General features: G+C 63.6%; 12 protein-coding genes. 9 read left to right on the top strand and 3 right to left on the bottom strand.

All coding sequences use genetic code 11. The annotated features are described in order from the left end of the window. The first annotated feature begins 74 nt into the window (after window positions 1–74). The 7 genes from prfB (at window position 75) to BUQ73_RS20785 (ending at window position 6,888) form a co-directional block, all read left to right on the top strand. Window positions 75–1,170 (top strand): peptide chain release factor 2 gene (prfB, locus tag BUQ73_RS28240; RefSeq protein WP_112312756.1). Its coding sequence is split into 2 segments (ribosomal slippage): window positions 75–146 and window positions 148–1,170, totalling 1,095 coding nucleotides; the frame shifts between segments, so codons are not numbered across the junction. A gap of 93 nt (window positions 1,171–1,263) precedes the next feature. Next, a complete protein-coding gene (gene lysS / locus BUQ73_RS20810; protein ID WP_079229488.1) occupies window positions 1,264–2,766 on the top strand; it encodes a lysine--tRNA ligase in 1,503 nt (500 codons plus the stop codon). Between the two features lie 208 nt (window positions 2,767–2,974). Beyond that, window positions 2,975–3,679, top strand: coding sequence for a TetR/AcrR family transcriptional regulator (locus BUQ73_RS20805; protein WP_027920072.1), 705 nt, complete (start codon window positions 2,975–2,977; stop codon window positions 3,677–3,679). A gap of 29 nt (window positions 3,680–3,708) precedes the next feature. Further along, window positions 3,709–4,257: a hypothetical protein gene (locus BUQ73_RS20800; protein WP_079229487.1), complete on the top strand. Its 549-nt coding sequence runs from the start codon at window positions 3,709–3,711 to the stop codon at window positions 4,255–4,257. Window positions 4,258–4,392: 135 nt separating this feature from the next. Beyond that, window positions 4,393–5,670 carry a flavohemoglobin expression-modulating QEGLA motif protein gene (locus BUQ73_RS20795; protein ID WP_079229486.1) on the top strand — a complete coding sequence of 426 codons (1,278 nt, stop codon included), beginning with the start codon at window positions 4,393–4,395 and terminating at the stop codon, window positions 5,668–5,670. After that, the gene (locus BUQ73_RS20790; RefSeq protein ID WP_079229485.1) at window positions 5,642–6,565 is read left to right on the top strand and encodes an alpha/beta hydrolase; all 924 of its coding nucleotides are present in this window, start codon (window positions 5,642–5,644) and stop codon (window positions 6,563–6,565) included. Before BUQ73_RS20795 ends, BUQ73_RS20790 begins: the two co-directional genes overlap by 29 nt. Then, window positions 6,562–6,888, top strand: a complete 327-nt coding sequence (locus tag BUQ73_RS20785; protein ID WP_079229484.1) for a hypothetical protein — start codon at window positions 6,562–6,564, stop codon at window positions 6,886–6,888. Before BUQ73_RS20790 ends, BUQ73_RS20785 begins: the two co-directional genes overlap by 4 nt. Window positions 6,889–7,222: 334 nt before the next feature. On the opposite strand, the gene BUQ73_RS20780 is transcribed toward BUQ73_RS20785, so the two are convergent. The 3 genes from BUQ73_RS20780 to BUQ73_RS20770 form a co-directional block, all read right to left on the bottom strand. Beyond that, complete coding sequence (locus tag BUQ73_RS20780) at window positions 7,223–8,014, bottom strand: OmpA family protein (protein WP_079229483.1); 792 nt, start codon at window positions 8,012–8,014, stop codon at window positions 7,223–7,225. A gap of 50 nt (window positions 8,015–8,064) precedes the next feature. Next, window positions 8,065–8,478, bottom strand: a complete 414-nt coding sequence (locus BUQ73_RS20775; protein ID WP_079229482.1) for a DUF4398 domain-containing protein — start codon at window positions 8,476–8,478, stop codon at window positions 8,065–8,067. A 277-nt stretch (window positions 8,479–8,755) separates the two neighbouring features. Further along, window positions 8,756–9,100 carry a pilin assembly protein gene (locus tag BUQ73_RS20770; RefSeq protein WP_079230603.1) on the bottom strand — a complete coding sequence of 115 codons (345 nt, stop codon included), beginning with the start codon at window positions 9,098–9,100 and terminating at the stop codon, window positions 8,756–8,758. A gap of 169 nt (window positions 9,101–9,269) precedes the next feature. On the opposite strand from BUQ73_RS20770, the gene ppc reads away from it, so the two are divergent. Together ppc and adk are read left to right on the top strand one after the other, a co-directional pair. Next, window positions 9,270–11,897, top strand: a complete 2,628-nt coding sequence (gene ppc / locus BUQ73_RS20765; protein WP_079229481.1) for a phosphoenolpyruvate carboxylase — start codon at window positions 9,270–9,272, stop codon at window positions 11,895–11,897. Window positions 11,898–12,154: 257 nt separating this feature from the next. Next, entirely contained in the window at window positions 12,155–12,805 is a 651-nt protein-coding gene (gene adk, locus BUQ73_RS20760) for an adenylate kinase (RefSeq protein WP_028691565.1), read from the top strand. Window positions 12,806–12,862: the final 57 nt, after the last annotated feature.

Below are 12,862 nucleotides of genomic sequence, written 5' to 3'. Positions count from 1 at the left end.
CCAACGGGCTGCCGCAGTTGCCCGGATCGGTTATACTCGCGGGCTTTTCACCGAATTCGCACGAGTAGCCCGCCATGGAAATCCAACCGATCCTGAACACCATCAAGGACCTCACCGAGCGTTCCCTGTCCATTCGGGGGTATCTTTGACTACGATCACAAGCATGACCGCCTGATCGAAGTCAACCGCGAGCTGGAAGACGCAGCCGTCTGGAACAAGCCCGAGTACGCCCAGGCCCTGGGCCGCGAGCGCGCCATGCTGGCGCAGGTGGTCGAGACCCTGGACAAGATGTCCAACGGCCTGGCCGACTGCAAGGACCTGCTCGACATGGCCGTCGAGGAAGGTGACGAAGGCGCTGTCAGCGATGTCGAGACCGAGCTGCAGGCCCTGGAAGAATCCCTGGCCCAGCTTGAGTTCCGTCGCATGTTCAGCGGCGAGATGGACATGAACAACGCCTACCTGGACATCCAGGCCGGTTCCGGCGGTACCGAGGCGCAGGACTGGGCCAACATCCTGCTGCGCATGTACCTGCGCTGGGCCGACAAGCGTGGTTTCGACGCCACCATCATCGAACTGTCCGAGGGTGAAGTCGCCGGCATCAAGGGCGCCACCGTGCACATCAAGGGCGAGTACGCCTTCGGCTGGCTGCGCACCGAGATCGGCGTGCACCGCCTGGTGCGCAAGAGCCCGTTCGACTCTGGCGCACGTCGCCACACTTCGTTCTCGGCGGTGTTCGTGTCCCCCGAGATCGACGACAAGGTCGAGATCGAGATCAACCCGTCCGACCTGCGCATCGACACCTACCGCTCCTCCGGTGCCGGTGGTCAGCACGTCAACACCACCGACTCGGCGGTGCGTATCACCCACGTTCCGACCAACACCGTGGTGGCCTGCCAGAACGAGCGCTCCCAGCACGCCAACAAGGACACCGCCATGAAAATGCTGCGGGCCAAGTTGTACGAGCTGGAGATGCAGAAGCGCAATGCCGCCTCGCAGGCACTGGAAGACAGCAAGTCGGACATCGGCTGGGGCCACCAGATCCGTTCCTACGTGCTGGATGACTCGCGCATCAAGGACCTGCGTACCGGCGTCGAGCGCAGCGACTGCCAGAAGGTTCTGGACGGCGACCTCGACCAGTACCTGGAAGCGAGCCTCAAGCAGGGGCTGTAAGCCGTACACCACTGCCGCGCTACCCGGCCAGCCGCCGGTAGCGCGTGCCCTGCCCGAAAAGGGCAACGAATACCTGATGGAAAGAATGACGACATGAGCGACCTCAAGACCGAATCGCAAGACCTGCAACAGGAAGAAAACGCCCTGATCGCCCTGCGCAAGGAAAAACTTGCCGCCGAGCGTGCCAAGGGCAATGCCTTCCCCAACGACTTCCGTCGCGACAGCTACTGCAACGACCTGCAGAAGCAGTACGCGGACAAGACCAAGGAAGAGCTGGAAGCAGCCGCGATCCCGGTCAAGGTTGCCGGCCGTATCATGCTCAACCGTGGCTCGTTCATGGTTATCCAGGACATGACCGGCCGTATCCAGGTCTACGTCAACCGCAAGACCCTGCCGGAAGAGACTCTGGCTGCGGTCAAGACTTGGGACCTGGGCGACATCATCAGCGCCGAAGGCACCCTGGCCCGCTCCGGCAAGGGCGACCTGTACGTCGAGATGACCAACGTGCGCCTGCTGACCAAGTCGCTGCGTCCGCTGCCAGACAAGCACCACGGCCTGACCGACACCGAGCAGCGCTACCGCCAGCGCTACGTCGACCTGATGGTCAACGAAGAAACCCGCCACACCTTCCGTGTGCGTTCGCAGGTGATCTCGCACATCCGCAAGTTCCTCATCGAGCGCGACTTCCTCGAAGTCGAAACGCCGATGCTGCAGACCATCCCTGGCGGTGCCGCGGCCAAACCGTTCGAAACCCACCACAACGCCCTGGACATGGCCATGTTCCTGCGCATCGCGCCGGAGCTGTACCTCAAGCGCCTGGTAGTCGGTGGCTTTGAAAAAGTGTTCGAGATCAACCGCAACTTCCGTAACGAAGGCGTTTCGACTCGTCACAACCCTGAATTCACCATGCTTGAGTTCTACCAGGCCTACGCCGACTACCGCGACAACATGGACCTCACCGAGGAACTGTTCCGCGAGCTGGCGCAGCTGGTGCTGGGTACCACCGACGTACCGTACGGCGACAAGGTGTTCCACTTCGGCGAGCCGTTCGTGCGCCTGTCGGTGTTCGACTCGATCCTCAAGTACAACCCGGAGCTGACCGCAGCCGACCTGCAAGACGTCGACCGTGCCCGCGAGATCGCCAAGAAGGCCGGTGCCAAGGTGCTGGGCCACGAAGGCCTGGGCAAGCTGCAGGTGATGATTTTCGAAGAGCTGGTCGAGCACAAGCTGGAGCAGCCGCACTTCATCACCGAGTACCCGTTCGAAGTCTCGCCGCTGGCCCGTCGCAACGACGACAACCCGGCCGTGACCGACCGCTTCGAGCTGTTCATCGGTGGCCGCGAGATTGCCAACGCCTATTCCGAGCTCAACGATGCCGAAGACCAGGCCGAGCGCTTCCTGGCCCAGGTGGCCGAGAAGGATGCGGGTGACGACGAAGCCATGCACTACGACGCCGACTTCGTTCGCGCCCTGGAGTACGGCATGCCGCCGACCGCCGGTGAAGGCATCGGCATCGACCGCCTGGTGATGCTGCTGACCAACTCGCCGTCGATTCGCGACGTGATCCTGTTCCCGCACATGCGCCCACAGGCCTGAGTGAACTGAACAAGCCGCCTTTCGGGGCGGCTTTTTCTTGCCTGTACACTTGTATTGGCTGTATCGGCCTCTTCGCGGGCAAGCCCGCTCCCACAGGTTTTTTGCTCAGCTCCTGTGGGCTTTGGCGAACCCTGTGGGAGCGGGTTTACCCGCGAAGAGGCCGGCACTGACAAACCACTGTTTGTGAGGTACCCCCGTGACACCCGCAATGGCCCAACAAGGCGCCGCCGGCATCGCCACCGCCGTCGCCGAAAGCGTGCAGTACCAGGGTCGCAAGACCGCCCGTCAAGGCAGCGAACAACGCCGCCAGCTGATCCTCGACGCCGCCATGCGCATCGTCGTGCGCGATGGCGTGCGTGGCGTGCGCCACCGTGCGGTGGCCGCCGAGGCGGGTGTGCCGCTGTCGGCCACCACCTATTACTTCAAGGACATCGAGGACCTGCTCACCGATACCTTCGCCCAGTACGTCGAGCGCAGTGCCGACTACATGGCCAAGCTCTGGGCCAACACCGAAGTGGTACTGCGCCAGCTGCTGGCCCAGGGCGATGGCAGCGTGCAGTCGCGGGCGCGGCTGGCCGACGAAATCGCGCGCATGACTGCCGACTACGTCCAGCGCCAGTTGCTCAACCGCCGCGATTTCATGATGGCCGAGCAGGCCTTCCGTCAGGAGGCCCTTCTTTGCCCGCGTTTGGCCGAGCTGGTGTGCGCGCACGAGCAGATTCTGCTGCATGGCGCACGCCAGCTGCTGCAGGTGGTAGGCTCGCAGCAACCGGAACAGGACGCCCAAATGTTGACGGCGATTATCGAGCAGATGGAATATCAGGGCCTGCTCAAGGACGCCGATGCGCAAGCCGATGGGCAGATGCTCGCTATGCTTACCCGTTACCTGCACCTGGTGTTGGCATCGGCCTGAGCTGAGACCGAACTTTCAAGGAGAACCTGATGAAAGCCTGGCGTGTGGTGTTGTTGACGTTGTCATTCCTCCTGCTGGGCGGTTGTCTGGTGACCTTTCATGAGCCGCTGCCGAGCAACCAGGCGGCGCCCAAGGCCTTGCTCGGCAAATGGAGCAGCAAGGACGCCTGGGGCGAGCCGCTGAAGCTGACCATCAGCCGCAGCGGTGGCGATGCCTACAAGGCAGTGGCCACGGCCAAGGGCAAGGCGCCCGAGGAATACACATTCACCGTCTCACGGCATGGCAACCGCTGGTACCTGTCGGCTGGCGTGCCCAAGCGCCTGGGCGGCAACTTCCTGATCGGTGGATTCGACATCGTCGATGGCAAGGAACTGGTGGTCTACAACCTTGACGTCGAGCAGGTGCAGCAGGCTGTCGAGAAGAAGGAATTGAGCGGGCGCAGCACTGAGGTGGCGGAAGAAAACGAACAGGGCGTGCTGATCGACAGCCCGTCGCCGCGCGTGCTGGCCTACCTGGATGATCCGGCCAACTCCGACCTGTTCGTTGAGGTGGCGCGGTTCCAGCGCTCCGGCAAATGACCGAGCTGGCCTCTTCGCGGCTGAAGCCGCTCCCACAGGTTCAGCGCCAGGCTTGAGGCGAGTGATAATCCTGTAGGGGCGGCTTTAGCCGCGAAGGGGCCGGCACAGGTATCTTGTTCTAGAAAGGAGTCCCCGGTGGACGAATACCAGCAAACCATCCGCGCCCTCTCTGACCGCATCGTCGCGGCGCAGACCCCCATCCGGGTTCTGGACGCGGTGAAATGGGACGACAACATTCGCCAGGGCTTCCTCAAGGCCAAGGGCAAGGAGCCGCCCGCCGTTGACCGCGAGTACTACCTGGCCCGCCCGCTGGCGTTCGACTCCAGCGCAGTGAAGGCCGAGTTCCAGGCCATCGAGCGTGACATCATTCGCCAGCTCGGCCAGTTCAACCCGGTCGGGCAGATCATGAAGCGCATGTGCCGCGAGTACCGCATGGTCGTGCGCATGCTCGAAGCCCGCGGTACCGAGGACTTCGGGCTGATCTCCCAGGAACTGTACGGCGCGGCCTCCGACGCCTTCCATGCCGGTGACCCGACCCTGGCCGACCTGGGGCTGATGCTCTCGGACTACCTGAACAACATCGACGGGCGTGGCGACCTCAAGGACGAGCCGAAGAACCTCACCGCCAAGGAGGCCGTGGACATCCTCCAGCGCCGCCTGAACAAAGTGTTCGGCGAAGCCGAAGAAACCATCCGCGTATTCGAGTCGGATGGTATCGTCGCCGATGCTGCGGCCGGCGCCGACTACATCAAGGTGCGTGCCGATGCCATGTTCAACAACCGCGACGTACGTGCATTGGAGGTGCATGAAGGCCTGGTGCACGTGGGCACCACGCTCAATGGCCTGAGCCAGCCGATCTGCACCTTCCTGGCCAAGGGCCCGCCCTCGTCGACGGTGACCCAGGAAGGCCTGGCCATCCTCATGGAAGTGATCGCCTTCGCATCCTACCCCAGCCGCCTGCGCAAGCTGACCAACCGCACCCGCGCCATCCACATGGTCGAGGAGGGCGCCGATTTCCTGCAGGTGTTCGACTTCTTCCGTGAGCAAGGCTTCGAGATGACGCAGAGCTACAGCAACGCCAGCCGGGTGTTCCGCGGCTCGGTGCCCAATGGCCTGCCATTTACCAAGGACTTGTCCTACCTCAAGGGCTTCATCATGGTTTACAACTACATTCAGTTGGCCGTGAAGAAGGGCAAGCTCGAGCAGATTCCGCTGCTGTTCTGCGGCAAGACCACTCTGGAAGACATGCGCACGCTGCGCCAACTGGTCGAGGAGGGGCTGGTGGAGCCACCCAAGTACCTGCCGGAGCAGTTCCGTGACCTCAACGCGCTGTCGGCCTGGATGTGCTTCTCCAACTTCCTCAACCACTTGAGCCTGGATCGCATTGAAGCCGACTACGCGAACATTCTCTGAACGCTGCCGCCTGCTCGTCCTGGGCCTGTTCATGCTCGGGCTGGGCGGTTGCAGTAGCCTGCTGTTCTACCCGGAACCTGGCGAGCCGTTCACTCCGCAGCGGGCCAAGCTGGAGTACCGCGACATCACACTCACCACCGCCGATGGCCTGCGCCTGCATGGCTGGTGGCTGCCGGCCAAGGCTGGGGTGGAGGTGAAAGGGACGGTGCTGCACCTGCACGGCAATGGCGGCAACCTGCCGGGCCACCTGGGCGGCAGCTACTGGCTGCCGGAGCAGGGTTACCAGGTGCTGATGATCGATTACCGTGGCTATGGCCTGTCGGAGGGCTCGCCGAGCTTGCCCGAGGTCTACCAGGACATCGCTGCGGCGATGGCGTGGCTGGACCAGGCCCCTGAGGTCAAGGGCAAGCCCCTGGTGCTGCTTGGCCAGAGCCTCGGTGGGGCGATGGCGATCCACTACCTGGCGCAACACCCCGAGCAGCGCCAGCGCTTCAGTGCCCTGGTGTTCGACGGCGTGCCGGCCAGTTACCGTGGGGTCGGCCGCTATGCCCTGAGTACTTCGTGGATGACCTGGCCGCTGCAGGTGCCGCTGTCCTGGCTGGTGCCGGACGGCGACAGTGCGATCCGATCGATCGGGCAACTGAGCAGCCCGCCGAAGCTGTTTTTCCACAGTATCGACGACGCCCTGGTGCCGATGGACAACGGTATCCGCCTGTACCAGAACGCGCCGGCCCCGCGGGTGCTGCAGCTGACTCGTGGCGGCCACGTGCAGACCTTCGCCGACCCGGTGTGGCGCCAGGTGATGCTGCGCTTCCTCGATGACCCCAGCCATTTCAACGGCCTGCGGCGGCTTGCCGAAGTGCCCAATTACCCTGACGAGAAGAACAAGCAATGAGTGAAGAACGCAACGCCATCCCGCTGATCCTGACCGGTGTCGGCAGCATCATCGTGACGGTGGGAGCCCTCTGGTACTACGGCTACCTGCATTTCGCCAAACCTGAGGATGCGCTGCTGCTGCAGGACTTCACCATGCTCAAGACCATCCCGGGCGAAGACTACAAGGTCTCGCTGGACCCGGCACCGCAGGTGGCCCAGTGCGTGGACGGCGTGCTGGTGCTGTTCGATACCGAGCAGAAGGGCCTGACCGGCGTGTTGGTGGACAGCCGCAAGCGTGCGGTGCGTTGCATGGGCGAGGAGACGCCGCGGCAGGTGCAGTGAGCGGTCTACGTGCGGTTTTTGGCGCCTGTGAGATCGAGCGCCGCCCGCGCGGCGCATCGCGGATAAATCCGCTCCTACATTCGTTGCAACGTGGCCATGCCTGTGAGGCCATAGTTGTCAGCAGGTTTGCATGGCTCAAGACATGCGCTAAGGCCGGCAACCAGGGCCTGACAGGTTCGGCACGTTGCAACGAATGTAGGAGCGGATTTATCCGCGATGCGCCGCGCGGGCGGCGCTCGATCTCACAGCCGCTACCCCTCTCAAGACATGAGCCCAGGCGCCCAAAGAAAAGCCCCGCCTTGATCGCGGGGCTTGTCACTTCCGCTAACCGGACTTACTGGCTGACTTGGCTTACCGAACGCGGTGCCACCGGTTGGTTGTCGTTGGAGATGGTCACCTCCACCCGACGGTTCTGCGCACGGCCCGAGTTGCTGCCGTTGTCCGCTACCGGGTATTCCTTGCCGTAACCCTGGGCAACGATGCGTGCCGGGTCGACGCCTGCGCGTACCAGCGCCATGCGCACGCTGGTGGCGCGGCGTTCGGACAGGCCCTGATTATAGTTGGCCGAGCCGACGCTGTCGGTATAGCCCTCGACGCTTACCTTGCGCTCTGGGTTTTCCTGAAGGAACTGCGCCAGTTTGGTGATGTTCGGGTAGGCGTTGCTCTTGAGGTTGGCCTTGTTGAAGTCGAACAGCACATCACCGAAGGTCACCAGGGTGCCGCGGTCGGTCTGTTTGGCGTTCAGGCTGTCCTGCAGCTTGGCGATCTGCGCGTCGCGGGCATCGAGCTTGGCCTGGGCACGCTGGGCCGAGGCATTCTTCAGCTCGTTTTCGGCGGTGCGCAGGGCGATGGTTTCTTTCGCCACCTCGATGCGCTGGTTGGTCAGGTAGGCCAGCTGGTCGACCTTCTTGCTGTTTTCACGGTCCATGAAGGCCTTGTCGGACTTGTTCAGCCAGTCCTGGGCATCCTTGGTCTCCAGCGCGGCAACCTTGCTCGACTGCGGGTCGCTCTGCAGCGCCGAGAAGTTGCTGCGGGCCGACTCCAGGTTGGGGTTCGGGTCGTGGGAGCAGGCGGCGAGGCCGACACTGAGGGCCAGCAGGGCGGGAATCATGACGTAGTTGCGCATAGTGTTCATCCTTTGATCAGTTGCGAAGGCTCGGGTTGGCATGGCGGCGCTCATTCAGCGCTGCGCAGGCCTTCCTGACGTACGTCCTGGACGCCCTGGCGGGCATCCTGCAGGGCCTTCTGGGCCTTGGCTGCCTGGGCCTTGCGTTCGGCGACGCGGGCATCCCATTCGGCCTGCTCGGCCAGCAGCTTGGCTTCGTCGTACTTCTTGTCGTGCATGGCGATTTCAGCCTGCTTGAACTTGTCCTGGGCCGCTTTCATCTCCACTGCGGCGAACTCGGTGCCCCCCGCGCTGACGGCGGAGTTCACGGCGGACTGGGTAACGGCGTACTGCTCGGTGGGCGGGTTGCCCGCACAGCCGGCCAGGACCAGGCTACTGCCGAGGGCCAGCGCGGCCAGCTTGAGCCCGCGCACGTGGGTGGATGAGGGTTTTGCAGTGCGGGTCTTCATGGTGGTCAGCTCCATTGGATCACTCCTGATAACGACGATGTCCGTAGCAGTCCATCGCTCAATCCCTGACATTGCCTGCGCTTGCGCTTCACGATGCACCACGGCAGGTGTGCAGGGTTTTAGCGTGATGGCTATTGGCTGGGACTTGACCGTTTTTTGAATAGTTCAGAAAAAAGTTGCCAAGGCTACGTATCTATTTCTGACTAATTGGTCAGCAGGATTTGCCCGGAACTTTCAGTGCTCGGAGGGGTATTCCAGGCCTGTTGCAGGCCCGGAACAAGATGCTGGCAGGTCAGTTGCCGCTGTCGTCGCCGGTGTTGCTGAGGTCGTGCAGATGCCGTCGCGAAAGGGCCAGAAAACGCGGAGTCGGGCCGATGTCTTCAAACAAGGGGTCACCTTCTTCGTCCGTGGCGATGACCTTGTGGCCCTGCACGTAAGGGAAGCTGGCTTCCAGCTCCTCCAGCGCGGCGGCGACCAGCTCGCCGAGCAGTTCCTCGGCAGTGCGCTTGGGGTACATGTCGATCAAGGCCGCCAGCCGAGCTTCGGACTCCAGGTCCAGGTGCAAGGCGTGGCCGGTGGGGCTCAGGGTGCCGGCGGCATTCTGTTCCCAGTGCTGGGCGAGTTCGCGGATTTTCATGATGACCTCTGTCAACGCCAGAAAAGGCTGCATCGCATCGGACTGCTGTGCCTTAACTTTAGTTTGCTTTGGCGATCGCGGCTTGCCATTGCGCCCCGGCAGTGGGCACTCTTGGGCCAGTGCTGTTTCCTGAGCAGTGCGCGGGCGAGCCGCGCCGAAGAGAGGGCCAATGACTGATATCGATGTGCGCTTGCGTGAAGATGTCCATGTGTTGGGGGAGTTGCTTGGCGAGACCATTCGCCAGCAGCACGGTGATGCGTTCCTGCAGAAGATCGAGGACATCCGCCACAGTGCCAAGGCCGACCGCCGCGGAGCTGGCGAGCAGTTGAGCTCGACCCTCGCCGACCTCGCCGAAGAGGACCTGCTGCCGGTGGCACGGGCTTTCAACCAGTTCCTCAACCTGGCCAACATGGCCGAGCAGTATCAGCTGATCCGCCGCCGCGATGCAGGCCAGCCAGAACCGTTCGAAGCGCGGGTATTGCCCGAACTGCTGGCGCGGCTGAAGCAGGCCGGGCACAAGGATGATGCCTTGGCCCGGCAATTGGCCAAGCTCGATATCCAGCTGGTGCTCACCGCACACCCGACCGAAGTGGCGCGGCGCACGTTGATCCAGAAATACGATGCCATCGCCGGCCAGCTGGCCGTGCAGGACCACCGCGACCTGACCCCCGCCGAGCGCCAGCAGGTACGTGAACGCCTGCGCCGGCTGATCGCCGAGGCCTGGCACACCGAAGAAATCCGCCGCACCCGGCCAACCCCGGTGGACGAGGCCAAATGGGGCTTCGCGGTGATCGAGCACTCGCTGTGGCAGGCCATTCCCAACCACTTGCGCAAGGTCGACAAGGCACTGTTCGAAGCCACAGGGCTGCGCCTGCCGCTGGAAGCCGCACCCATCCGCTTTGCTTCGTGGATGGGCGGTGACCGTGACGGCAACCCCAATGTCACGGCTGCTGTGACCCGTGAGGTGCTGCTGCTGGCCCGTTGGATGGCGGCTGACCTGTTCCTGCGTGATGTCGATGCGCTGGCCGCCGAGCTGTCCATGCAGCAGGCCAGCCAGGCACTGCGTGAGCGTGTGGGCGACAGTGCCGAGCCGTACCGGGCCGTGCTCAAACAGTTGCGTGACCGCCTGCGGGCCACCCGCGCCTGGGCCCATACTGCACTGACCAGCAACCAGCCGGCCAGCGCCGAGGTGCTGGTGGACAACCGCGACCTGATCGCCCCGCTGGAGCTGTGCTATCAGTCATTGCATGAGTGCGGCATGGGCGTGATCGCTGATGGCCCGCTGCTCGACAGCCTGCGCCGGGCGGTGACCTTCGGCCTGTTCCTCGGCCGCCTGGATGTGCGTCAGGACGCCGCCCGGCACTGTGATGCACTGGCTGAAATCACGGATTACCTGGGGTTGGGCAGTTATGCCGACTGGGACGAAGAGCGCCGTATCGAATTCCTCCAGGCGGAGCTGAAGAACCGCAGGCCTTTGCTGCCTGCGCACTTCAAACCCCAGGCAGAAACTGCTGAAGTGCTTGCCACTTGCCGTGAGATCGCCGCTGCACCGGGCGCCTCGCTGGGTTCCTACGTGATCTCGATGGCGGGCGCAGCCTCCGATGTGCTGGCCGTGCAGTTACTGCTCAAGGAAGCCGGCCTGACTCGGCCGATGCGCGTGGTGCCGCTGTTCGAAACCCTGGCCGACCTGGACAACGCGGGCCCTGTGATGCAGCGCCTGCTTGGCCTGCCGGGCTACCGCGCCAGCCTGCGCGGGCCGCAGGAAGTGATGATCGGTTATTCCGACTCGGCCAAGGACGCCGGCACCACGGCGGCTGCCTGGGCCCAGTACCGTGCCCAGGAAAACCTGGTGCGCATCTGCCGCGAGCATCAGGTCGAGCTGCTGCTGTTCCACGGTCGCGGTGGCACCGTTGGCCGTGGCGGCGGCCCGGCCCACGCGGCGATTCTGTCGCAGCCGCCAGGCTCTGTGGCAGGGCGCTTCCGCACCACCGAGCAGGGTGAGATGATCCGCTTCAAGTTCGGCTTGCCGGGCATCGCCGAGCAGAACCTCAACCTCTACCTGGCCGCCGTGCTCGAAGCCACCTTGCTGCCGCCGCCGCCACCAGAACCGGCCTGGCGCGCACTGATGGACCAGCTCGCGGCCGATGGCCTCAAGGCATACCGCGGCGTGGTGCGGGAAAACCCTGATTTCGTCGAATACTTCCGCCAGTCGACCCCCGAGCAGGAGCTGGGCCGCCTGCCGTTGGGCAGCCGCCCGGCCAAGCGCCGTGCCGGTGGCATCGAAAGCCTGCGGGCGATCCCGTGGATCTTCGGCTGGACCCAGACACGCCTGATGCTGCCGGCCTGGCTGGGGTGGGAAACCGCCCTGAGCAATGCCTTGGCGCGTGGCCAGGGCGCGTTGCTGGCGCAGATGCGCGAGCAGTGGCCGTTCTTCCGCACCCGCATCGACATGCTGGAAATGGTCCTGGCCAAGGCCGACGCGGAGATTGCCAAGGCCTACGACGAACGTCTAGTGCAACCAGGGTTGCTTCCTTTAGGTGCGCACCTGCGCGACCTATTGTCGCAGTCGTGCCAGGTGGTATTGGGCCTGACCGGGCAGCCGGTGCTACTGGCGCACAGCCCTGAGACCCTGGAATTCATCAGCCTGCGCAATACCTATCTGGACCCGCTGCACCGCCTGCAGGCCGAGTTGCTGGCCCGTTCGCGCAGCCGCGAAGCCGCTCTGGACAGCCCGTTGGAGCAGGCCTTGCTGGTGACCGTGGCAGGTATTGCCGCAGGCCTGCGCAACACCGGTTGAGGCCAGCGGGTGCGGCCCTTCGCCGTCGGCAGGGAAGGGGCCTGAGCAAGACGATGAGGGTGGTTGCGCCGGGCGCAACCACCTGCAGCTCTGCCGGGAAATGACGCAATGCTGCAACTTTGGGACGCTTGTCTGGCTGCCGGGCGCTGTGTATCTTGAGCAGCCTTCTGACCGATTTATGGTCATACCCGATTTTCCGGACTTGGCCTCGATTGCCGAATCCATTGAATTTCATAAAAAAATTTGAGGAGCACGAGATGCGCGTAATTCTGCTGGGAGCTCCCGGGGCCGGTAAAGGTACTCAGGCAAAGTTCATCACCGAGAAGTTCGGTATTCCACAGATCTCCACCGGTGACATGCTGCGTGCCGCCGTCAAGGCCGGTACCCCACTGGGCCTGGAACTGAAGAAAGTCATGGATGCCGGCCAGCTGGTTTCCGACGAGCTGATCATCAGCCTGGTCAAGGAGCGCATCGCCCAGCCGGATTGCGCCAATGGCTGCCTGTTCGACGGCTTCCCGCGCACCATTCCGCAGGCTGAAGCCATGGTTGCTGCAGGCGTGGACATCGACGCCGTGGTCGAAATCGCCGTCGACGACGAAGAAATCGTTGGCCGCATGGCTGGCCGCCGCGTACACCTGGCCTCGGGCCGCACCTACCACATTCAGTACAACCCGCCGAAAGTGGAAGGCAAGGACGACGTCACCGGCGAAGACCTGATCCAGCGCGACGACGACAAGGAAGAAACCGTGCGTCACCGCCTGTCGGTCTACCACAGCCAGACCAAGCCGCTGGTGGACTTCTACCAGAAGCTGTCGGCCGCCAACGCCGGCAAGCCGAAGTACAGCCACATCGAAGGCGTCGGCTCGGTCGAGTCGATCACCGCCAAGGTGCTGGCAGCGCTGAGCTGATCCATCACTGACGCACGGACCGCTTTGTGTGGGAGCGGCCTTGCGTCGCGAAAGGGC

The sequence above is a fragment of the Pseudomonas putida genome (assembly GCF_002025705.1).
Lineage (GTDB): Bacteria > Pseudomonadota > Gammaproteobacteria > Pseudomonadales > Pseudomonadaceae > Aquipseudomonas > Aquipseudomonas putida_J.
The sequence above is the reverse complement of the archived record's forward strand: the minus strand, read 5'-3'. Positions and strand labels throughout refer to the sequence as shown.